Below are 21,946 nucleotides of genomic sequence, written 5' to 3' on the forward strand. Positions count from 1 at the left end.
GGGAGGAGGGCCGCGTTTCCAACACATCCAAGAGGGCGTCACCATGCGGTTCCTCGGCCGCGTCTTCGTCGGATGCCTCGCCCTGCTCCTGGCGATCCCGTGCGGCGCGTTCGTCCTTGGGCTGGGAGCCATGCTCGATCCGGTCTCACGCGACGTGCTCGGGAGCCTCGGGCTCGCCGGTCTGTTCGAGGGGCTGAACGACCTCGCCTCCGGAATCGGCCCCGAGACGATTCTGTTCGCGCTCGCCGCCTTCGCCCGCGCCCTGTTCCTCCTCCTCGTGCTGCCGCCCGTCGCCCTGGCGGTGATCGGCGAGACCCTGAACTGGCGGTCCGCCGCCTGGTACGGCGCCGGCACGGGCCTCCTCACGGCGCTCGTGCCGTGGCTCGCCCGGTCCGCGGCCCGCGCCGGCGACACGCAGGCCTTCGCCCAGGAGGGTCGCATCACCGCCATCCTGTTTCTCACGGGCGCGGCCTCGGGCCTCGTCTATTGGCTGGTGGCGGGCCGCTTCGGCCCGCGCGACGGAGCCGTGTGAATGCGCCGCCAGACCCCAGTCCTCGCCCTCTGCCTCCTGCTCGGCCTCCCCCACGCGGCGTGGGCGCAGGCGGATTCCTCGCCGATCCAGTCGGACACCGCCCGGATGCTGCCGGTACTGGCCGCGCACGGCATGGTCTCCTCGCAGGAGGCGCGGGCGACGCGGGTCGGCGTCGCGATCCTCAAGGCCGGTGGCAACGCCGTCGATGCCGCCGTGGCCGTGGGCTTCGCGCTGGCCGTCACCCTGCCGCGCGCGGGCAACCTCGGCGGCGGCGGCTTCATGATGGTGCATCGGGCGAGCCCCGCCGAGACCGTGGCCATCGACTACCGCGAGACCGCCCCGGCGGCGGCCCGCGCCGACATGTTCCTCGACGCGCGGGGCGAGCCCGACCACGCCGCCTCCACCCGCACGGGCAAGGCGGTCGGCGTGCCCGGCACCGTGCGGGGCTTGGCCGAGGCGCACCGGCTCTACGGGTCGGGCCGCTTCACCCTCGCCGACCTCGTCGCCCCGGCCGAGCGGCTGGCCCGCGAGGGCATCGACGTCGAGGCCGGCCTCGCCGATTCCCTGCCCCGCGCCGTCGACCTGCTCGGGCGCTGGCCGTCGAGCCGAGCGATCTTCTTTGCCGGCGACAGACCACTTCGTCGCGGCGAGCGGCTGGTGCAGACCGACCTCGCCGCTACGCTGCGGGCCATCGCCAAGGACGGCCCCGACGCGTTCCACACCGGCCCCATCGCGGTGGCTATCGCGCGGGCCGTTCAGGAGGCCGGCGGCGTCGTGACGGCGGAGGACTTAGCCGCCTACCGACCGGTGATCCGCCAACCCGTGCGCGGTACCTATAGGGGCCTGTCCATCGCATCGATGCCGCCCCCGAGTTCGGGGGGGATCCACCTCATCGAGATCCTCAACATGCTGGAGGGCTTCGATCTCGCCCGGATGGGAGCGGGCAGCGCCGACGCGATCCACACCCTCGCCGAGTCGATGAAGCCGGCCTATGCCGATCGGGCCACCTGGCTCGGCGACCCGGCGCGGTCGCAGATCCCCGTCGAGGGGCTGACGGCCAAATCCTACGCCGAGGGGTTGCGCGCGGCCATCGACCCGGCCCGCGCCCGTCCGGCGGCGGAGGTAAAGGCCGGCGATCCCCTCCCCCACGAGTCCGACCAGACCACGCATTTCTCGGTGATGGATGCCGAGGGCAACGCGGTCTCGAACACCACCACCCTGAACTTTTCCTACGGGATGGGCCTCGTCGCCCCCGGCACCGGGGTGCTGCTCAACAACGAGATGGACGACTTTTCCGCCAAGACCGGGGCGCTCAACGCCTATGGCCTCGTCGGCGGCAAGGCCAACGCCGTGGCGCCGGGCGCCCGGCCCCTGTCCTCCATGACGCCGGCCTTCGTGTTCCGGGACGGCAAGCTGCTCCTCGTGACGGGGAGTCCGGGCGGCAGCCGCATCATCTCGACGGTGCTGCAGACCATCGTCAACGTCGTCGATTTCCGCATGAACCTGCTGCAGGCGGTGGCGGCTCCGCGCATCCACCACCAGTGGCGCCCGGACGTGCTCACGGTGGAGGAAGGCGTCTCGCCCGACACCCTCGCGATCCTGCGGGCGCGCGGCCACCGGGTGGTGGTGGCGCCGGCCTCGGGCTCGGCCAATTCGGTGATGACCGCGGACGGGCTCGTGGCCGGAGCGGCCGACCCCCGCCAGCGCGGCACCCTGGCGGAGGGGTACTGAGGGGGGGCTCCCCTACCGCGCGTAGGCGAAGTGCTCGCGCCTGCGCTCGATGGAGGAGGGAATCCGTAGGGATTCCCGGTACTTCGCCACCGTGCGGCGGGCGATGTCGATGCCCTCGTCGCGCAGTTTCTGCACCAGGGCGTCGTCGGAGAGCACGTCGCTGCGGGCCTCGCCGTCGACGAGCTGCTTGATCCGGTGGCGCACGGCCTCCGAGGAATGCGCGGCGGTGCCGGCGGCGCCCGGAATGGCGGCCGTGAAGAAGTACTTCATCTCCAGGGTGCCCCGGCTCGTGCCGATGGACTTGTTCGAGGTCACCCGCGAGACGGTGGATTCGTGCATGCCGATGGCCTCGGCCACGGTCTTGAGGTTGAGGGGGCGCAGGTGCGCGACCCCGTGCAGGAAGAACGCGTCCTGCTGGCGCACGATCTCGGAGGCGACCTTGAGGATGGTGCGGGCGCGCTGCTCCAGGCTGCGGGTGAGCCAGTTCGCCGTCTGCAGGCATTCGGACAGGAACGCCTTGTCGCCCTCGGCCTGCGCCCCGCGCGAGACGCGGGCGTAGTAGCTCTGGTTCACCAGAACGCGCGGCAGGGCCTCGGCGTTCAATTCCACCAGCCACGACCCGTCGGGGGCGGCGCGCACGAACACGTCGGGGATCAGCACCTCGACGGCCCGGGCCCCGAAGGCGCGGCCGGGCTTCGGGTCGAGGCGGCGCAGCTCGGCCAGCATGTCGACGAGGTCCTCGTCGTCGACGCCGCAGAGGCGCCGGAGCGAGGCGAAATCGCGCTTGGCCACGAGGTCGAGGCGCGAGACCAGGGCCTGCATCGCCGGATCGAACCGGTCGCGGTCGCGCAGCTGCAGGGCGAGGCATTCGGCGAGGTCGCGGGCGGCGATGCCGGCCGGCTCGAAGCTCTGCACCAGTTTCAGCACGCGCGCGACGGTGTCGAGGGACGTGCCGAGCCGCTCGGCGAGGTCGTCGATGGATTCGCGGCAGTAGCCGGCGTCGTCCACGGCATCGATGAGGAAGCCGGCGATGAGACGGTCGGCCGGATCGCGGGTGGCGAGGTCGAGCTGGGCGACCAGATGCTCGCGCAGGGACATCTCGGAGGTGAGGGTCGCTTCGAAATCCGGGGCCTCGCCGTCGAAGGAGCCTCCGGTGTTGCCGTAGGGTGCCGGTGTCAGGGACAGCATGTCGCCCGACGCCGCCTCGCGGGCATGGGTGGGGTTCTCGTCCGCGAACACGTTGTCGAGGCGGGTGTCGAGGGCGCCCTCCATGTCGGCGCCGCTCGCCGTCAGGGTGGTGGCGATCCAGGGCTCTTCGCCACCCTCGAAATCGCCGCCGTCGAAATCGCCCCCCTCCTCGCCCTGGCGGTCGACGGAGGATTCGGACGGGGTCTCGCCGGGGGTACGCTCGTCCCCGGTCTCGCCCTCGGCGCGTTCGAGGAGCGGATTGCGCTCGAGTTCCGCGTCCACATAGGCGGTGAGGTCGAGATGGGAGAGTTGAAGGAGCTTGATCGCCTGCAGGAGCTGAGGCGTCATCACTAGGGCTTGGCCCTGGCGCATTTCCAGCCGTTGCACCAGACTCATGGTAAGGTCCCGATCCCCGAGTCGCACCTCCGCTCGGCGGCGCGCGGCAGCGCGGGCCGAACTTCGGCATCAATCTTGCTTCTTTTTACCGTTTCGAGGTTTAGCCCCAACCTGCGGCCACGTCAAAGTGTGTTGGGTGCTCGGTGCCTAAAAATTGCCCAGCCGCCCGCACGCGCCGTCGCGGCGTGGTGTCAGCATCACATCGGGGCGGTAACGAAAGCCTTCCCGGACGCGGCGGACGACGCGTCTCGGATGGGGCGAAATGGGCCGTCGCGGGGCCGCACTCGGTTCGGGGGCCGTTTCAGCGAACCCGGCTTAGAGGCGGAAATCCTCGCCGAGATAGAGCCGTCGCGCTTCGGGGTTGGCGACGATCTCCTCGGGCGTGCCCTCCGTGAGGATCCGGCCCGAATGGGCGATGTAGGCCCGGTCGATGAGCCCCAGGGTCTCGCGCACGTTGTGGTCGGTGATGAGCACGCCGATGCCACGCTGCTTCAGGTGCTTCACCAGATCCTGGATGTCCCCCACCGCGATGGGGTCGATGCCCGCGAAGGGCTCGTCGAGCAACATGAAGCTCGGGGACGAGGCCAGCGCCCGGGCGATCTCGCAGCGCCGGCGCTCGCCGCCCGACAGGGCGATGGAGGGGGACTTGCGCAGGCGCGCGATGTCAAACTCCTCCAGCAGGGAGTCGAGCTTCTTCGCTCGCTCCTTGCGGTCGGGCTCGGCCACTTCGAGCACGGCCCGGATGTTGTCCTCCACCGTGAGGCCGCGGAAGATCGAGGCTTCCTGCGGCAGGTAGCCGATGCCGAGGCGCGCGCGCTGGTACATCGGCAGGTGGGTGATCGGCAGGCCGTCGAGGCTGATCGATCCGCGATCGGCCGAGACGAGGCCGGTGATCATGTAGAAGATCGTGGTCTTGCCGGCGCCGTTGGGACCGAGCAGACCCACCGCCTCGCCGTTGCGCACGGTGAGGCCGGCCTCGTGCACCACGGTGCGGGCGCCGTAGCTCTTGCGCAGGCCGCGCACGTGCAGGATGCCCGGCCCGCCGCCCTCGGCGAGGATCGCGGCCTCGCGCGCGGCGGCCGCGTCGCGGCGGCCCCGACCGAACATCCGGCTGAACGGGGACGGCTGGACCGGGGCGGCGGACACCGGCGACGCGGCGCTCAATTCGCCTGCGCCCGGGGCCTGGCCGCCTCGGCGGGCTTGCCGTCCGCCGGTTTCTGGACAGCCTTGGCCGCGGCGGGGGGCGTCGCGCAGCCCTTGCCGGTCTTCGGGCCGTCCTCCTTCTGCGGCACGAACAGGGCCGAGACCCGGCCGCCGGCCACGGGGTCCATGTTCGCCCGGCCGGTGTTCATGTCGTAGACGAGGCGCGAGCCGCGGGTCACGTTCTGGCACTGGCTGAGCACGACGTTGCCGGTGACCACGATGCGCTTGGCCTCCTGGTCGAACACCGCGTTGTCGCCCGTCGCGACCTGGTCCTTCTGCACCACGGTGACGGGGCCGGCGCACTCGACGCGCTGGATGCCGTTCTCGCCCATCCCGCCAGCGGGTTTTTCCGAGGCCTCGGCCGTGTCGGCGGCCGGCTCCCGGGCCGCGTCCCCCTTCTTGTCGTCTTTCTTACCCCGCTTGTACCGCACGGTCATGCTGGAACAGCGGATGGTGCTGTCGCCCTGCACGGCCACCACGTTGCCGGCGAAGACGGCCTTGTTCTCGCGGTCGAACACGTCGAGGCGGTCGGCGTCGATCTTGATCGGCTCCTTGCCGCCGCCGCCGAGATTGCCGAGGCCGCCGGCGGGCTTCTCCTTCTTCGGAGCGGGGGCGGCCGTCTGCGCACCGGCCGGCACCGCGAGGGCGAGACCGGCGGCGAGGGCCGCCCAGCCGACGGACCGCGGGGCGATCACGGGCGGGACTCCCCATCCGTCGGCTCGGCCGCGGAGGTGAGGACGCGGGGGGGCTTGGCGGGTTTGTCCGGCCTGTCGAGTTCGTGCAGCACCGTGTGGACGTTGCCCACGAAGGAGATGACGTGGCCGCTGTCGGTGACGTCGAGGGTGTCGGCCACCACGGTGCCGCTCGGGATCGTCACCGTGACGGTCTCGTTCGACTTGACCGTGCCGGCCTTGAAATCGACGGCGGCCGACTTCAGGCGGATCTCCTCGCCCTTGTCGGTCCAGATCCGGATGTCCTGCTCCAGGGTCAGGGCTTCCCGGGCCGTGTCGAACAGGCCCGACGCCGCCTCGAGATGGGCGCGGCCGCCCTTGTCGTCGGTGTTGAGGCGGCCCTTCATGGCCTGCAATTCGATGAGGGTCGGCTTGCGCACGTCCTGGAACGCCGCCGTGGCCGTGACCTCGTAGCCGCGCTCGCCCTGGCGGAAGCCGGACAGGCGCGGGCTCTCCATCTTCACCTTGGTGCCGGACAGGCTGACGGGGCCGACGCTCACGCCCGGCAGGCTCGTGCCGAACGGATTGAACAGGACGGCCGCGAGGGCCAGCACCGCCGTGCCGGCCACCAGGGGGATGACCCGCCGCAGGGTTCGGACGCGGGTGCTGTGGCTGCGGGCGCGCGCATGGGCGCGGGTGCGGCGCGCATCGGCGCGCGGGCCGCCGGATGTCTCGGTCTCGATGGCCTCGCCCACCTGCATGACAGTCCCAAACATGCCGCCGGATGCGCGCGGGCCATGGCGAAGTTATGACCACCCCGTTGCCAAATCATCAAGGGCGCCCGCACGCCCGGCCGCGCTCATGTGCGAGGACGCACCGCCCCATGGAAGCGAGGCCCTGTCCAAGACGAAGGCTTGGCGAAGACAGAGACTTGCCGAAGACGAAGGCTCGGCGAAGAATTCCGTCAGGTGTGGGCGAAGATGTCGGTCTCCGGCCAGCCGGCGAGGTCGAGGCGGGCGCGGGTCGGCAGGAAGTCGAAGCAGGCCTGGGCCATCTCCGTCCGCCCCTCGCGGGCCAGCATCGCGTCGAGGCGGCCACGGGCGGCGTGGAGATAGAGGACGTCGGAGGCCGCGTAGTCGATCTGCGCCTGACTCAGGGTCTCGGCGCCCCAGTCGGAGGATTGCTGCTGCTTCGACAGGTCGACGCCGACGAGTTCGCGGACCACATCCTTGAGCCCATGGCGGTCGGTGTAGGTCCGCGCGAGCTTCGAGGCGATCTTGGTGCAGTAGACCGGGGCAGGCATCACCCCGAGCGCGTTGAACAGCACGGCGAGGTCGAACCGGCCGAAATGGAAGATCTTGAGGGTGCCGGGATCGCCCATCACCCGGGCGAGGACCTCCGGCACCGGGCCGCCGGGGATGATCTGCACCACGTCGGCGCTGCCGTCCCCCCGCGAGATCTGAACCACGCAGAGCCGGTCCCGGTGCGGGTTCAGCCCGAGGGTCTCCGTGTCGATGGCGATGGCGGGGCCGGCGACGTAATCGGCGGGCAGGTCGCCACGATGGACGCGCACGAGGGGTTGGGGCGGCATGGGGGGCTTCGCGGATGGAGACAGACGGCTCCGCGCGTAACACCCGGCCCCCGGGCGGACAAGCGCGGCGGATACCCGATCCGCCGCGCGCCGTGAGCGCTTACTTCTGCTTGGCGATCACCTTGTCCTTGATACCGTCGTAGACGCCCTGCGACAGGACCTTCTTCGAGACGAGCTCGTCCTTGCCACGATAGGGCCGGCCCTTGACGATGGCGGCGGCCCGGGCCGCGCCGATGCCCGGCAGGGCATCGAGTTCGGCGGGACTGGCACTGTTGAGGTCGATGAGCGCGGCCTTGCCCGTCTCGTGCTTGCCCGTCTCGGGCTGGGCGGCCGTCGTCGGCGCCTTCGGCGGCGTGACGGTGGGGGGAGTGGGATTCGAGGGCGCCGGCACCGCCGGGGCAGGCTTCGTCGTGGGGATTGTGGGGCTCGGGGCAGAAGGGCTCGGAGCCTGCGCCAGTGCGGGAACGGTGGCGAGGCCGGCCAGGACGACGAGGCTGCGAAGAAGGGATGACGGCATGGGACACTCCCGAGTCGATGGCGTGATCGCGGTGCCGCGCCAACCTTCGAAGACCTAGACAAACGCGGTTGAACCGCCGCTTAACGATGCGACTGCGCCGCGCAGGCCTTGGCGGAACGCCGGATCACCGCGCGAGATCTTGATCCGTACGCTTTTCCGCCCGTATCGCCGCGGCGGAGACCGGCTCCACTTTTCCGCCCGGTGCCCTAGCCAGGACGACCGCGCGCGGCTATAAGCCCGGCCTCGAATCTCCGTTTGAACACGGTGCCGAGGCGTCCTCCCGGAGGGGGATCGCCTGAGGCGCCCTTTTTGCCATCGACAGGATCATCCCATGGCCGTTCCGAAGCGCAAGACCTCCCCCTCGCGGCGCGGCATGCGCCGGTCCGCCGACGCCCTCAAGGCTCCGACCTACGTCGCCGACAAGGATTCGGGCGAGCTGCGCCGTCCCCACCACATCGACCTGAAGACCGGCATGTACCGCGGCCGTCAGGTCCTCAAGGTGAAGTCGGCCGAGGCCTGAACCCGACGCCGCGCCCTCGGGCGGGATGGCCGCTCCGGCGGCCCGGGTTCGACGGACCGCGCCCGTAGACCAGGTCTGACGGAAGACCGGGTCCGACGGAGCGCGAACAGACCGTGCCCTGCGAGAGCGGGCGCGGTTTTTCGTATTGGACCGATGATCAGGCGATGCGTCGACCCGCAGCCGCATAGGTGGCCGCGGCCAGGCGCGTCCGCTCCAGCCGTGCGGGGCGCATGGCCGGGTCGGCGCTGACGAGAAGGTGGGTGAGGAAACCCGCATTCGCCCGTGCGGAAGCGACTCGCCGGAAGCCCTGCGCTTCGACGCCGCCGGGAATCACCACGAGATCGTAGACCGGCGCCTGTTCCGTTTCCGGACGTCGGCCTGTTCCAGATCGCCCCATCGCATCCATTCCCGTGTGAACCGGGGTGAGATGCGCAAGAGGTGGGCCGACGTTAACGGTTCGTCAACCTTTCATCCTGGGGCGGCGGCGGGACCCTACTTCTTCGAGAGATCCTCGAGGCGCGACTGCATCTCGGCCATCTGGCGCTTGAGATCGTCGAGGTCGGCCCCCGTGGGCGTCGGAACCGCCGCCTGCGCCGGGCGCGGCGCGGCGGAGGGGTGCGAGCCCATGCCCGAGAGGGGACCCGTGCCGAAGGTCGTGAACATCTTCATGGCGTCGCCGAAGAAGCTCATGTTGGCCCGCACCTGCTCCTCCATGGCGTTCTGGAACACCGTGGGGGCGAAGCTCTGGGTCATCTTCTCGCGCAGACCGTCCTGGTCGCGGGCGAAGTTGGCCATGGAGAATTCGAGGAAGCTCGGCACCATGGTGCGCATGCTGTCGCCGTAGAAGCGAATGAGCTGGCGCAGGAACGCGACCGGCAGCAGGTTGTCGTCGCCGGCCTTGTTCTCCTGCTCGAAGATGATCTGGGTGAGCACCGAGCGGGTGATGTCGTCGCCCGAACGGGCGTCGTAGACGAGGAAGTCCTCACCGTTCTGGACCATCGTCGAGAGATCCTCGAGGGTGACGTAGGTCGAGGTGCCGGTATGGTAGAGGCGCCGGTTGGCGTACTTCTTGATAACGGTGTGGTTGGACTTACCGTTGTCCGCCATCTCTGGGGGCCTCTCCCAACGCGATCATGCAGGTCGCTCGATCCTTGCGGCTCGATCTTCGACGACGCACACGGAGCCGTGAACACTCCAGATCCGCCTGGATTCATCTTAAAGCGTTCGCCCGCCGACGAAAACACCTATCTGACCGCCGTCCACGCGGAATAGTGCCGGTCTCCGCACCCACGGGTATGACAGAGCCTCCGCGTCCTCGCCAAAGCGCCTTGACTTCGCGGGGTCGTGGGCTTTCATCCGATGGCAACGGCACAAGGCGCGCACGCTCACCCGTAAGCGACAACGCAGCGCCGGCCGGCATGAGGAGAACGTCACCATGGCAGCAGAAGATATCGTCATCGTCGGGGCGGCCCGCACCGCCGTCGGTTCGTTCGGCGGCGCCTTCAACACCGTACCCGCCCATGACCTCGGGGCCGTGGCGATCAAGGCCGCCCTGGAGCGGGCCGGCGTCTCCCCCGACGACGTGGACGAGGTGATCTTCGGTCAGGTGCTCACCGCCGGCGCCGGACAGAACCCGGCCCGCCAGGCCGCCATCAAGGCCGGCATCCCCGAGAAGGCCACGGCCTGGGGCGTCAACCAGGTTTGCGGCTCGGGGCTTCGCACCGTCGCCCTCGGCATGCAGCAGATCGCCAACGGCGACGCCACGGTCATCGTGGCCGGCGGCCAGGAATCGATGTCGCTCTCCCCCCACGCGCAGTACCTGCGCGGCGGCCAGAAGATGGGCGACGTCAAGCTCGTCGACACCATGATCAAGGACGGCCTGTGGGACGCCTTCAACGGCTACCACATGGGTACCACCGCCGAGAACGTGGCCCAGGCCTTCCAGCTCACCCGCGAGCAGCAGGACGAGTTCGCGACGAAGTCGCAGAACAAGGCCGAGGCCGCCCGCAAGGAAGGCCGCTTCAAGGACGAGATCTGCCCCGTCACCGTGCCGGGCCGCAAGGGCGACACCATCGTCGACACCGACGAGTACATCCGTGACGGCGCCACCATCGAGGCGATGGCCAAGCTCAAGCCCGCCTTCTCGAAGGACGGCACCGTGACGGCCGCCAACGCTTCGGGCCTCAACGACGGCGCCGCCGCCATCGTGCTGATGTCCGCCTCCGAGGCCGAGCGCCGGGGCATCACGCCGCTCGCCCGCATCGTGTCCTGGGCCACCGCCGGCGTCGACCCGAAGGTGATGGGCACCGGCCCGATCCCGGCCTCGCGCAAGGCCCTGGACAAGGCCGGCTGGACGCCGTCCGACCTCGACCTGATCGAGGCCAACGAGGCCTTCGCCGCCCAGGCGCTCGCCGTGAACAAGGACATGGGCTGGGACACCGACAAGGTGAACGTCAACGGCGGCGCCATCGCCATCGGCCACCCCATCGGCGCCTCCGGCGCCCGCGTCCTCGTCACCCTGCTGCACGAGCTCAAGCGCCGCGACGCCAAGAAGGGTCTCGCCACCCTGTGCATCGGCGGCGGCATGGGCGTCGCCATGTGCATCGAGCGCGTCTGATCGCACGGCCTTGCGGCGCCATAATTCTTGATGGCGCCGCAAATTTAAATGGGTCGCGTGCCGGCTGCCTCGCCAGCTAAAGCCGCGCACGACCCACTCGCGAACCCGCCAAAAAAACACGAACCGGAGGATATCATGGCTCAAGAACGCGTCGCCCTCGTCACGGGTGGAACGCGCGGCATCGGTGCCGCCATCTCGAAGGGCCTTCAGGCCAAGGGCTACAAGGTCGCCGCCAATTACGGCGGCAACGACGAAGCCGCCAACGCCTTCAAGGCCGAGACCGGCATCCCGGTCTTCAAGTTCGACGTCGGCGATTACGCCGCCTGCGAGGCCGGCATCAAGCAGATCGAGGCCGAGGTCGGTCCCATCGACATCCTGGTGAACAACGCCGGCATCACCCGCGACGGCGCGTTCCACAAGATGAGCTTCGAGAAGTGGCAGGCGGTCATCAAGACCAACCTCGATTCGATGTTCACCTGCACGCGTCCGCTCATCGAAGGCATGCGTTCGCGCAACTTCGGCCGCATCATCCTGATCTCGTCGATCAACGGCCAGAAGGGCCAGGCCGGCCAGACCAACTACTCGGCCGCCAAGGCCGGCGTCATCGGCTTCGCCAAGGCGCTCGCCCAGGAGAGCGCCGGCAAGGGCATCACCGTCAACGTGATCGCGCCGGGCTACGTCGCGACCGAGATGGTGATGGCGGTGGCGGAGGACATCCGCAACAAGATCATCTCCACGATCCCCGTCGGCCGCCTCGGCGAGGCCGAGGAGATCGCCCGCGCGGTGGAGTACCTCGCGGCGGAGGATTCGGGCTTCGTCACCGGCTCGACGCTCACCATCAACGGCGGCCAGTACATCGCCTGATCCGGCTCCCGCGCGGCTTCCCCGAGGGGGAGCCGCGCCCCTCACTCGATCCCCATGCAGTTGGCGTAGAACGTCGTCGTCGCCGGCCAGTCCGAGAAGACCCCCGTCACACCCACGTCCCGGTACAGGACGTCGAGGAGGGCGAGCACGTCGCCGTCCCGCTCGATCAGCGGCCGGATGGACTTGTAGTAGTATCCGCCCCCGCCCTTCAGCGGTCCCGAGCGCTCCAGCGACCAGGTGATCAGCTCGAGGCCGGCGGCCTTCGCCGCGCGCGCGTAGGCGGACGGCTCGATGCCCCCGCCGGCCCCCACCCGCACCAGCATCCAGAGCGGCGGCGCCAGCGTGCGCAGGCCGAGGGCGGCGAGGTCCGCCATGCCGGGTTTCCAGCTCGCGGGCGTCTCGGGGTCGAAGCCCGGATCGGTCTCGTCGCGGTTGTCGAGCCAAAGCGCCTGCCGGTCGAAGTCCGGCTCCGCCTCCAGCCAATACAGGATGTCCCGCAGCTGGAAACTCTGCGGCCGGACGTCGGCGGCCGGCACCCCCGCCTGGCGGTAGGCATCGATCATCGCCTGCGCGTACTGATCCTGAGTGTAGCCCCCGAACGGCATCGCGACCTCGGGCGCCTTCAGTTCCGGGATGAACCGGCGCCCCAGGGATTTCACCAGGGCGATGTAATCGCCGTGGGTCATCGGGGTGCCGGTGGTGGCGTAGAGGTCCGTACGCCAGCGCGGGGTGGCGTTCATGTAGGCGGCGCGGGTCGTGGCCTCCGCGTCGAAGGCGTCCATCTTTCCGTTCAGGGTCCGGAACTCGGCCAGCGTCAGGTCGCCGGTGCAGCAGCGCGCGCTCGCCTTGCGCCCGGTGGCGGGATCGGCCGGTTGGAAGTCGCGGCTGCATTTCGCCGCGAGTTCGGGCCGCGCCAGGATGTCGGTGGTGGTGTGGAGGTCGCACTGCGCATGCCGGCAGACCAGGTGCCGGTCCCGCGTGAAGAGGACGTCGCATTCGATCGAACCGGCCCCCATGCGGGCCGCCGCGCGGACGCCCTCCCGGGTGTGCTCGGGAAATTGCAGCGGGGCGCCTCGATGCGCGATCGAGAAGGCGCGGGCCGTGTAGGTTCTGTCGGAACCGCAGGCCCGAAGGCGATCCTGCACCGGGCCGGGCTTCATGCTGTCGACGAGGTAGAACGGACGCGGTCCGATCTGAGCGATCTCGCCAGCGCGCGCCTCGCCACCGGACAGCCCGGCGAGGAGCGCCGCTCTCAGGATGATGCTCCGCATGGCTCTCTGCGCTCCACGCTTCGTTCACACCGGTATCGAGCGGTAGCCCGGAACCGTGACCGGCCCGTGAAAGACTGGTGGCGCACCGATGTTGCCTTTCGGCGTGCCGGCGTGGAACAGGGGCCTCCGCGCGCGCCACCCCGGCCCTTCCAAGTCCACCCCGGCCCTCCATGTCCACCGCGACTCTTCTCGGCTTCGGCGCGATCCTGCTGTGGTCGCTGCTCGCCCTGCTGACGGCTCTGTCGGGGGCGGTACCGCCGTTCCAGCTCGCCGCGATGACCTTCGCCATCGGGGGACTCGCGGGCTGCGTCAGCTGGATCGTGCGTCCGGCGGGGCTCCGGGGCCTACGCCAACCCTGGCCGGTCTGGCTCCTCGGCATCGGCGGCCTGTTCGGCTACCATTCCCTCTACTTCGCCGCGCTGCGCCTCGCGCCGCCGGCGGAAGCCGGCCTGATCAACTATCTCTGGCCCCTGCTCATCGTGCTCCTCTCGGCGCAGATGCCGGGCGCGGCCGGCCTGCGCGCCGGGCATCTCGTCGGCGCCGCCCTGGGCTTGGCCGGCGTCGTGGCCCTGTTCGCCGGGCGGGGCGGCCTCGATTTCCAGCCCGGGGCACTGCCCGGCTACCTCGCGGCTCTGGCGGCCGCCTTCGTCTGGTCGGCCTATTCCGTGCTCTCCGCGCGGGTCGGCGCGGTGCCGACGGACGCGGTGGCGGGCTTCTGCCTCGGCACCGCCGCCCTGAGCCTCGCCTGCCATTGGGCCTTCGAGACGACGCTGTGGCCGGTGGGCGCCGTGCAATGGGGCGCAGTCCTCGCCCTCGGCCTCGGCCCCGTGGGCGCCGCCTTCTACCTCTGGGACGTCGGCGTGAAGCGGGGCGACCTTCGGCTCCTCGGCGTCGCCGCCTATGCGGCGCCCGTGCTCTCGACCATCACCCTCGTGGCCGGCGGCTACGCGGACCCGAGCCCGGCCCTTGGACTGGCCTGCGCCCTCATCATCCTGGGCGCCGGGATCGCCGTCCGGGCCTCGCGGGCCGGCGACCGTTAGGTCCGCGGGGTCGGCCGCCAATCCGGGGGAGCCATCTCGAAGCCGGCGAACTCGAAGGCCGGCGCGACCGTGCAGCCGACCAGCGTCCAGGCCCCGAGGCTCGTGGCCGTCTGCCAATGGCCGGCCGGCACGACGATCTGCGGCTGCTGCCCGCGCGCGAGGTCGGGCCCGAGATAGGCCGCCGTCGCGTCGTGCCCGTTGGGGCTCTGGGTGATCACCAGCGGCGCGCCGGCGTGCCAGTGCCAGATCTCGGCGGCATCGACCCGGTGCCACTCCGAGACCTCGCCCGTATCGAGCAGGTAATAGATCGCGCTGCCGACGGAGCGCCCGTCGATGGTGCGGGCATCGCGAAAGGTCTCGCGGTAATGCCCGCCCTCCGGGTGCGGGGCCAACCGCAAGCGGGCGATGATTTCGGCGGCGGTCGGGCCGCCCGGTCCAGGGCCCATGGGCATTCCGTTCTGTTGCGGGTGAGACGGCATCAGGGCTCCAGGGCCGAGGCCGGCAGCCGCATCCCCGGAGGGGCTTCGGGCGCCGTCTTCGGACGGGCCTTGGGCTTGGTGCCCGGGTTGGATCTGGCCACGGGAGCCGCCTTGACGGTCGGCGCCTCGCCGCAGGACTGGAAGGCGAGCTGTGCCAGGGGCTGGCCCGCCTCCGAGACGATGTTGAGGGTGTCGGGCAGGGGCGTCGGGGTCGGGTCCCAGCGGATGGTCCCACCCTTCGCCCCCTCCAGGGCGGCGGGCGCGCCGCCCCGGCGCAGGGCGTACAGGTCCGGCCCGTAGGCGGTCGCGACCTTGCCGGCGATGACGACCTGCAGCACCCGCGCCGTCTCCGGCGTCAGCGGCAGCAGGGGGTTCTCGACCACGATGAGCCCGGTCCGGGTGACCCAGACGGAGAAGTTCTTCGGTCCCTCGTAGAGGGCGGCCTTCTCCCCGCAGGCGACGGTGAGGTCCGCACGCGGGGCGGGTGGCGGCGCCGCCGGCGTGAGGGTCTCCGGTGCGCTGGCGGCGGGCGGCGGCGCGACCGGCTTCGGCTTGGCCGGCGCGACCTTGCGGGGCACCGTCTTTCGCACCGGGGCGGCGGCGGCCGGTTCGTCCGGCGCCGGCTCCTGAGCCGCGGCGGCGTGCGTCCAGGCGGCGAGGAGCGCGGCGAGGGCCAGGCGGGCCGCAGGACCCGAGCGGGTCGTGGGGGTCGGGCGGGTGGGACGCATCCGCGGATCCGTCATCGGGTGCCGTCGCCGGGAGGCAGGCGCCGGACATCCGGTTGCTGCTCGATGGGCAGGATCGTCGCGGAACGGTCGATGGGGCTGGTCCGGGGCGTTTGCAGGCTGCGCATCAGGGTCTCCTCGTCCTCCTCCATGAGGTCCTCCATCAGATCCTCCTCGCGCGCCATGCGCAGTTCGGGCCGCCGTGCGCGGGCCATCATCGCCATCACCACGATGCACGAGAGGGTGAAGACCGCGATCGCGGCCAGGATCAGGGTGGTTTCCATGCCGCCGTCAGCGTTACCCCAGGATGGCCGGCGATGCATCCGCCGCCCGGCTTGGGAGACGGACCCGGAACGGTCCTTGCGTGGCACCGCACGGGCGTCGAACGTCCGGGTGGCGATGTCGGGCCGGCATACCCGTCCGCCGGGGCATACCTTGCCCGGCGGGATACAGGTGCCCAGCGGGGATACCTGCCTGTCTGGGGATGTCCGGCCCGGGGATCGCCCCACCGCCACCGGATTGTCCTATGACGGTCCCCGTCCACCCCGTCACCAAGGTCCATCGATGCGCATGCACGACCGCAGCCCGGATCACGCGGTTCCGACCCCCGGGGTTCCTGCCCACGGGGTTCCTACCCACGGGGTCCTCGCGCCCGAGGCCCTCGAGGCGGATCTCCTCGGGCTGATCGAGGAATCCCGCGAACAGGCGGCGGAGGATCCGTTCCGCAATCCCGTCCTGGCGGTGACCCTGGCCATCACCCGGCGGTTCGATCGCGGTGAGATCGGCGAGGAGGTCCTCGACGGCCTGTTCGCCCGGCTGCGGGCGCAGGCCCTGGCCGAACGGGCCGAGCGCCTGCGCGCCTATGTGGGCCTTGAGCGGGATGCGGCCTCCGGGCAGGAGGCCCACACGCCGGCACGCCTCGTCGCGGCGATCCCGAAGCGCCAGGGCGATTTCGAGGCGTTTCGCGACCTCGTCGGCCGCACGGGCTTTGCCGTGGTGTTCACGGCGCATCCGACCTTCGGCATGCCCCGGGCGGTCGCCGGCCTCATCGCCGAGGCCGCGAGCGAGGCGGATGCGGCCGCGCGCCGGCCCCTGACGGAGAAGGCCGCCGCCCTCTCCACCCGGCCCGATCCGGCCATCTCCCTCGACGACGAGTTCGAACAGGCCTGCGTCGCGGCCAATCACGGCCGTTCGGCCCTGGACGCCTTCAACGACGCCCTCCTGGAGGCCGCCCGCCAGCGCTGGCCCGACCGCTGGACCGAACTCGTGCCGAAACCCTTCGCCATCGCCAGCTGGGTCGGCTGCGACACGGACGGGCGCACGGATATCGGGTGGTGGGACACCCTGCGCTACCGCATCGAATCGAAGCGCATGCAGCTCGACCGGGTGATGCGCCACCTGCCGCAGGTGCCCGCGACCCAGGTGGTCCGCGACCTCACGGCCGGGGCGCTGGCGGCGGTCAATCGCCAGCTCGCCGTGGCCCCGCGCCTCGGCACCAAGCCGTCCCTCGAGGCGGTCCACCGCTTCGCCCTCGCCCTCATCATCGAGCGCGAGCGCGCCCAGACCGACGCCACCGCGATCCTCGCCGGCCTCGCCGGGGCCATGGGCGGGGTCGCGACGGACGAGGAGCGGCGCGCCATCGCGATCCTGCGCTCGGGCATCGCCACCCACGGCCTCTCCAACGCCCTGCCCCATTTCCGGCTCAACGCCAGCCAGATCCACAACGCCGTGCGCCGGGTGACCGACCTCGAGGGCGAGCCGACCGACGCGGCCCAGCGCCGCTCCCACCTCTCGACGATCCACGCGCTGCTCAACGACGTCCACGCCGTGGACGTGGATTTCGGGGCGCTCGCCGCCGAGCGGGCCTCGGCCGCCCGGCTGATGATGACCATCACCCAGATCCTCAAGCACGTGGACGGCACGCATCCCGTGCGCTTCCTCATCGCCGAGACGGAGACGGGCTACACCCTGCTGGCCGCCCTCTGGCTCGCCCGGCACTACGGGATCGCCGACAAGGTCGAGATCACGCCCCTGTTCGAGACCGCCTCGGCCCTGGAGCAGGGCATCCGCGTCCTCGACGACGCCCTGCGCAACCCGCATTGGCGGCAATACCTCAAGCGCATCGGCCGCCTCACGGTGCAGTTCGGCTACTCGGATTCCGGCCGCTACGTCGGCCAGCTCGCCGCGAGCTTCTGGATCGAGCGCCTGCGCCTGCGCATCACCGAACTCATGGTGCAGAACGACCTCACCGGCGTCGAACTCGCCATCTTCGACACCCACGGCGAATCCATCGGCCGGGGCGCCCACCCGACGAGCCTGCGCGACCGCCTCGCCTATCTCGCCCCCGAGGATGCGCGCCGGCGCAACCGGGCGGCGGGCATCCGGGTCCGTCTCGAATCGAGCTTCCAGGGCTCCGACGGCTACCTCATGTTCGGCACCCTGCCGCTCGCGAAAGCCACGGTGGAGCGCATCGCCGAGCACGTCTTCGCCCTGGATCTCACCGACGACGATTCGTTTGCCGACTATGTCCTGTCCGATGCGACGAATGGTGCCGACGAGGCCGACGACCCGATCTACGGCGAGGCCGACTTCTCCGCCGAATTCTTCACGGTGGTGCGCCAGGACATGGAGACCCTCGTCGACGACCCGGGCTACGCCGCCCTGCTCGGCACGTTCGGCCCGAGCCTCCTCGACCGCACCGGTTCACGACCCGTGGCGCGCCAATCCGATGGCGGGGGCCCGAGCATGATCACCCATCCGCGCCAGATGCGGGCGATCCCCAACAACGCGATCCTGCAGCAGCTCGGCTTCCTCGCCAATTCCCTGCACGGCATCGGCCGGGCCGCCGGCCGGGCGCCGGACCTGTTTCGCGACATGCGGCGCGATTCCGTGCGGTTCTCCCGGGCCTTCCGCCTCGTCCAGCACGCCGCCAGCGTCGGCGATCTCGACGTGCTGCGGGCCTATGTCGACACCCTCGACCCGGCCGTGTGGCTCGAGCGGGCGCGGCGCACCCAGCGCGATGCGCGACGGGAGGAACTCGTGGTCATCGCCACCGCCCTCGACCGCCTGCGTCTGGCGCCGGACCTGCGCCGGCTGTTCGGGCGCCTCACCTGCGACTGGCTCAGCCTCCAAGCGGCGGCCCCCGACCTCGGTAAGATGTCGCCCCGCCTGACTCTGCTGCACGCCATCCGCCTGGCCCTGATCCACCGGATCTGGTTCCTGGCCGTTCACATCCCGGGCTTCCGGCCGCAATCGGGCGTGAGCCGCGAGGCCCTCATCGAGCGCTTCCTGCGTCTCGACATCGACGGTTGCCTGACTCTGCTGGAGGACATCTTCCCGGTGACCCCGGACCCGACGCTCGGTCTCAACTTCGGCGAACCGGCGGGGCCGCGCGATGTCGGCACCTATGAGGCGGAGCACAACACCCTGTTCGAGCCGATCCGCCGGTCCTTCGCCCGGGTGCGAGAGCTCTCCGGTATGATCCAGCACGAGGTCGGCGCGTTCGGGTAGCCGCACGGCCGCGTGCTGCACCGCACATGGAAACGCCGGCCACGGGGGGCCGGCGTGTTCAGGCGATTCCCTGCCAGACCCGACCCGCGGGTCGGAGGAGTCTTCAGGCCGAAGGGAACGAAGCGTAGCGAAGCGGCGACTGCGTGCCACGCAGGCCGTCGGCGACGCGGTAGTTCTGCGCCTTCGAGAGGATCCGGCCACCGATCTGCTGGGCGCCGATATCCGCGAGCTCGCGGTCGGTCAGCTGGGCGATCTGGCGCGCGGTTTCGTTGTCCTTCCAGCGGGACTTCAGGCTGGTGATGAGGGAGAGGGTCACGGGCTTTGCTTTCCGGCTTTGTCTCTGCCGCCCTGGTCTCGTTCGGCGGCGTCTGATCGGAAAGTAAGGTTTGTGCACTGCAACGACGAGAGGGAAAGCGGGTGGGTCAGCCATGCTCCTTGGGCATGGAGTGTGCAGGGATTGCTTAAGGTCGATGCAATCCAGCCCAGTTTTTCAGCTTCGGTCCGGCGTGCCGTCCAGTTGAGCGGAAGCGGGTTCGCCGGGGACACCCCGGCGCAACGCGGTTCGGGCGGGGCGATCCGGTCCGGAGCGGTCGGGCACGGTCCCTAGCGGGCCCAGACGCCCAGCCGTTCGGTCCGGGCACGATCCTCGGCGGCGACGAGATCGGGCGTCGCCTCCGACGAGGCGCGGCCGCCGCCGTTGAACAGCACCACCTCCGACAGGTCGCGGCCGTCGACGTTACACAGGCGCGCCTCGCTGCCCGCCACGGGCTGGCAGGTGACCGTGCGTCCGGCGAGATAGCGTGTGAGTTCGTCCGCCTGGCCCCCGCGCACCCATTCGACGCCGAACAGGCGCACGAGCTTCCCCGCCACGCGCAGGGTCGCGGTGTCGATGACCTCGACGGGGCCGGTCAAGGCATCGGCGGCCCGCTCGCCGACGGCCTTCGCCGCTTCGCTCACGGCGGGGGGAACCGTCTCGGTGGCGGACGGGGCGGCGTCGGAGACCGGCGGCGGCAATGGCGTTTGGGTGTCCTCGCCGGAGCGCTGGGCCACGGCGATCAGGACGACGAGCCCGAGAAGGCCGGCGCCGGCGGCGAGAACCCGGCGGTCGCGAAGCACCCCACCCTCCCGCATGGTCCCGTGCAGGCGCGCGCCCGTGTCGGCGAAACCGCCCCGCGCCCGCCCCGCCGCCTGGCGCGCGAAGGTGCCGAGGCCGCCCGGCCGGGTCGCCGTTTCCGTCAATGGGAGCGCGGACTCCGTGGACGTCGCAGCAAGAGGCGCAGCGAAGCGCCGGCGCAGGCCCTGCCAGCGCTCGGTCGCCTGCCCGGCGAGGGCTCGACCACGGGTGGCCGAACGGGCGAGGGCGCGTCTGGCCTGCGTGGATCGGGCCTCGACGAACCGGGCTGCGGCGCCCGGAGCGGCCGGCACCGGAGTGGCGGATTCCCTAGCAGCGGCGCCTTCCGACGCGGCCTCGGGTGCAGGCGCGGCGGCCTCGGGCACTGGCGGCACGAACAGGGCCGGGTGAAGGCGGCGCAGGTCCGCGACGAAATCGGCCAGGGTCATGGCCGGCTCGGAATCGACGGTCGGTTCGGGGCCGGCCTTGCCCGTGCCCTCGCTCGGCCCCGCGGGGCCGCGACGCGGGTGGCCGACCCTGTCGAGGATCCGGTAGCCCGGCGGCGCGTCCTGCGGCTCGGCGACGGCTTCCGTGAGAAGCTGGAGGGTCCGCTGCGCCAGGGGATGGCCGCCCTGGGCGGCGATCTCCTCGGCGATCCGGGTCCGCAGGGCGGCGCGCGCCAACGCGTCGGGGGTATCGCCCGGTCCCTCTCGCGGATCACGGGGTTTCAAGGCGCTCACTTCCAAGGCGTGGACCACTCCCAGGGATTCTACGACGCAGCGGGATCACGCCCCGCGCGTGCGTCCCGCTATAGCGCCGAGCGGCCCCGGACCATAGCGGCGCAGCACGCGACTGGTTTCCGAGACGATGACCGGGCGGGGGCCGGACAGGTCGATGGTGAGAACGAGGTCCGACACACCCTGTGCCCGGGTGCCGCGGGCCGGGTTCTCTGCGCGGTAGTCGAAGGTGGTGCGGACGATGCAGGTCGCGGTGGCGGCGTTGCAGGCGGTGCGCGTGGCGCCGGATTGCGGCTCGTAGCGGCGCACCGGCCAGCGGGCGGCGAAGCGGCGCTTCTCGGCCATCAGCGCGGCCAGGGAAACGACCCGGCCATGGAAGCGCACACGCTCGCCGTAGAAGCGCGGTGCGGCGGTCACGAGACCGAGGCCCGGAGCGGAGACGCTGTCGAGATAGTCGTCGCTCAGGCGCTCCGCCGCGGCGGCCCATTCGGGGAACCGGTCGGCCGAGGCCATGGACGTTGCGGGGGCTGCCGTCGCCATGGGCGTCGCCGGCACGGCGGGGACACGCGACAGGCGGCGGGGCGGCGCATCCTCGGGCCCCCGATACCGGGCGGACGGACGAGCCGGGCGGCGCACCGCAGCCGGCGGACTCGGTTCCGCCCTGGCGGAGGCCCGCGGCGTGCCGGAATCCGATTGCATCCTCGCCCCGGTCCGGGCTTCGGGCTCGCTGCCGGATCCGGCCTTGGCCGCATCGCCCTTCGTCTCGGTCTTACCCTCGGCCTTGCTCTCGGTCTTGGCCGGCGGATCGATCCAGCCCGGTCCCGACTGGGCCTGGGCCGGCCCACCGATCCAGAGGACGCCCATCAACGCGGCGAAGCAGACGGAACACGAACCGTAGCGCATGGCATCATCACCGGGGTCGCGACCGATGCGAAAGGTTCGCGGAGCAGAGCGGTCGATGGGGGTTGAACGTTTCGTGAGCGCGCTCGGTTTCGCGCCATCGACGCTCAACGTACGATGATCCGCGACCGTGGCGCCAGGGTCACAGCCTCACGATCCCGCTTTCCCGGTGCCCTCGGCCTTGCCATCCCGGGCGGGCAACCCACCTTGACCGTACTGGGTCCGGGCCCCTCTGGCGGTCGAGGCGTTGACCGTGATGTCGGACCCCTTCTCTGCCTTTGCGCTCACGCGGCGCGAACGCACCGGAGGGTCTCCAACCCCATGCCGATTCAGATTTCCCGTC

22 protein-coding genes are annotated in these 21,946 nt (G+C 70.9%); 7 read left to right on the top strand and 15 right to left on the bottom strand.

The annotated features are described in order from the left end of the window. The first annotated feature begins 43 nt into the window (after nt 1-43). A complete protein-coding gene (locus tag ASF22_RS17460) occupies nt 44-532 on the top strand; it encodes a hypothetical protein (RefSeq protein WP_056172400.1) in 489 nt (162 codons plus the stop codon). Continuing rightward, complete coding sequence (gene ggt, locus ASF22_RS17465) at nt 533-2,263, top strand: gamma-glutamyltransferase (protein ID WP_056266687.1); 1,731 nt, start codon at nt 533-535, stop codon at nt 2,261-2,263. A 12-nt stretch (nt 2,264-2,275) separates the two neighbouring features. Here ggt and rpoN read toward each other — a convergent pair whose 3' ends face one another. The 6 genes from rpoN to ASF22_RS17495 all read right to left on the bottom strand — a co-directional run bounded on the left by rpoN (nt 2,276) and on the right by ASF22_RS17495 (nt 7,829). Next, complete coding sequence (gene rpoN / locus ASF22_RS17470; protein WP_082479077.1) at nt 2,276-3,847, bottom strand: RNA polymerase factor sigma-54; 1,572 nt, start codon at nt 3,845-3,847, stop codon at nt 2,276-2,278. 315 nt (nt 3,848-4,162) lie between these two features. After that, nucleotides 4,163-4,954: an LPS export ABC transporter ATP-binding protein gene (lptB, locus tag ASF22_RS17475; protein ID WP_244473093.1), complete on the bottom strand. Its 792-nt coding sequence runs from the start codon at nt 4,952-4,954 to the stop codon at nt 4,163-4,165. A gap of 53 nt (nt 4,955-5,007) precedes the next feature. Beyond that, the gene (locus tag ASF22_RS17480; RefSeq protein WP_056267095.1) at nt 5,008-5,742 is read right to left on the bottom strand and encodes an LptA/OstA family protein; all 735 of its coding nucleotides are present in this window, start codon (nt 5,740-5,742) and stop codon (nt 5,008-5,010) included. Continuing rightward, complete coding sequence (locus ASF22_RS17485) at nt 5,742-6,482, bottom strand: hypothetical protein (RefSeq protein ID WP_056172411.1); 741 nt, start codon at nt 6,480-6,482, stop codon at nt 5,742-5,744. The genes ASF22_RS17480 and ASF22_RS17485 overlap by 1 nt, the downstream gene beginning before the upstream one ends. Nucleotides 6,483-6,685: 203 nt before the next feature. Then, a complete protein-coding gene (locus tag ASF22_RS17490) occupies nt 6,686-7,312 on the bottom strand; it encodes a ribonuclease D (RefSeq protein WP_056172414.1) in 627 nt (208 codons plus the stop codon). Between the two features lie 100 nt (nt 7,313-7,412). Beyond that, nucleotides 7,413-7,829: a helix-hairpin-helix domain-containing protein gene (locus tag ASF22_RS17495; protein ID WP_056266692.1), complete on the bottom strand. Its 417-nt coding sequence runs from the start codon at nt 7,827-7,829 to the stop codon at nt 7,413-7,415. Between the two features lie 331 nt (nt 7,830-8,160). On the opposite strand from ASF22_RS17495, the gene rpmF reads away from it, so the two are divergent. Next, complete coding sequence (gene rpmF, locus ASF22_RS17500; protein ID WP_018046018.1) at nt 8,161-8,349, top strand: 50S ribosomal protein L32; 189 nt, start codon at nt 8,161-8,163, stop codon at nt 8,347-8,349. Between the two features lie 157 nt (nt 8,350-8,506). Here rpmF and ASF22_RS17505 read toward each other — a convergent pair whose 3' ends face one another. Together ASF22_RS17505 and phaR are read right to left on the bottom strand one after the other, a co-directional pair. Then, a complete protein-coding gene (locus ASF22_RS17505) occupies nt 8,507-8,746 on the bottom strand; it encodes a hypothetical protein (protein WP_082479079.1) in 240 nt (79 codons plus the stop codon). A 95-nt stretch (nt 8,747-8,841) separates the two neighbouring features. Further along, complete coding sequence (gene phaR, locus ASF22_RS17510; protein ID WP_056172424.1) at nt 8,842-9,456, bottom strand: polyhydroxyalkanoate synthesis repressor PhaR; 615 nt, start codon at nt 9,454-9,456, stop codon at nt 8,842-8,844. A 328-nt stretch (nt 9,457-9,784) separates the two neighbouring features. Between phaR and ASF22_RS17515 the strand changes: the two genes are divergently transcribed. Further along, entirely contained in the window at nt 9,785-10,966 is a 1,182-nt protein-coding gene (locus ASF22_RS17515; protein ID WP_056172427.1) for an acetyl-CoA C-acetyltransferase, read from the top strand. 135 nt (nt 10,967-11,101) lie between these two features. Next, nucleotides 11,102-11,830, top strand: a complete 729-nt coding sequence (gene phbB, locus ASF22_RS17520; RefSeq protein ID WP_056266695.1) for an acetoacetyl-CoA reductase — start codon at nt 11,102-11,104, stop codon at nt 11,828-11,830. 41 nt (nt 11,831-11,871) lie between these two features. Here the strand turns inward: phbB and ASF22_RS17525 are convergent, their stop codons facing one another. Then, a complete protein-coding gene (locus ASF22_RS17525; RefSeq protein WP_056266697.1) occupies nt 11,872-13,101 on the bottom strand; it encodes a glycerophosphodiester phosphodiesterase family protein in 1,230 nt (409 codons plus the stop codon). Between the two features lie 170 nt (nt 13,102-13,271). On the opposite strand from ASF22_RS17525, the gene ASF22_RS17530 reads away from it, so the two are divergent. After that, nucleotides 13,272-14,141 (top strand): DMT family transporter, encoded by an 870-nt coding sequence (locus tag ASF22_RS17530; RefSeq protein ID WP_056266700.1) that lies wholly within the window; start codon nt 13,272-13,274, stop codon nt 14,139-14,141. Here the strand turns inward: ASF22_RS17530 and ASF22_RS17535 are convergent. The 3 genes from ASF22_RS17535 to ASF22_RS17545 are packed head-to-tail and all read right to left on the bottom strand — an operon-like array spanning nt 14,138 to nt 15,629. After that, the gene (locus ASF22_RS17535; RefSeq protein WP_056172440.1) at nt 14,138-14,587 is read right to left on the bottom strand and encodes a cupin domain-containing protein; all 450 of its coding nucleotides are present in this window, start codon (nt 14,585-14,587) and stop codon (nt 14,138-14,140) included. The two genes, ASF22_RS17530 and ASF22_RS17535, sit on opposite strands and share 4 nt — an antisense overlap. A 32-nt stretch (nt 14,588-14,619) precedes the next feature. Continuing rightward, a complete protein-coding gene (locus ASF22_RS25240) occupies nt 14,620-15,348 on the bottom strand; it encodes a hypothetical protein (RefSeq protein ID WP_056172442.1) in 729 nt (242 codons plus the stop codon). Between the two features lie 11 nt (nt 15,349-15,359). After that, complete coding sequence (locus tag ASF22_RS17545) at nt 15,360-15,629, bottom strand: hypothetical protein (protein ID WP_056266705.1); 270 nt, start codon at nt 15,627-15,629, stop codon at nt 15,360-15,362. A 286-nt stretch (nt 15,630-15,915) separates the two neighbouring features. On the opposite strand from ASF22_RS17545, the gene ASF22_RS17550 reads away from it, so the two are divergent. Next, nucleotides 15,916-18,855 carry a phosphoenolpyruvate carboxylase gene (locus ASF22_RS17550; RefSeq protein ID WP_082483798.1) on the top strand — a complete coding sequence of 980 codons (2,940 nt, stop codon included), beginning with the start codon at nt 15,916-15,918 and terminating at the stop codon, nt 18,853-18,855. 103 nt (nt 18,856-18,958) lie between these two features. Here the strand turns inward: ASF22_RS17550 and ASF22_RS17555 are convergent, their stop codons facing one another. The 3 genes from ASF22_RS17555 to ASF22_RS17565 all read right to left on the bottom strand — a co-directional run bounded on the left by ASF22_RS17555 (nt 18,959) and on the right by ASF22_RS17565 (nt 21,606). After that, complete coding sequence (locus tag ASF22_RS17555) at nt 18,959-19,171, bottom strand: DUF1127 domain-containing protein (RefSeq protein ID WP_056172448.1); 213 nt, start codon at nt 19,169-19,171, stop codon at nt 18,959-18,961. Nucleotides 19,172-19,458: 287 nt separating this feature from the next. Further along, the gene (locus ASF22_RS17560; protein ID WP_082483799.1) at nt 19,459-20,697 is read right to left on the bottom strand and encodes a hypothetical protein; all 1,239 of its coding nucleotides are present in this window, start codon (nt 20,695-20,697) and stop codon (nt 19,459-19,461) included. A 54-nt stretch (nt 20,698-20,751) separates the two neighbouring features. Further along, complete coding sequence (locus ASF22_RS17565; RefSeq protein ID WP_056266709.1) at nt 20,752-21,606, bottom strand: hypothetical protein; 855 nt, start codon at nt 21,604-21,606, stop codon at nt 20,752-20,754. Nucleotides 21,607-21,946 lie beyond the last annotated feature (340 nt).

The sequence above is a fragment of the Methylobacterium sp. Leaf87 genome (assembly GCF_001422775.1).
Lineage (GTDB): Bacteria > Pseudomonadota > Alphaproteobacteria > Rhizobiales > Beijerinckiaceae > Methylobacterium.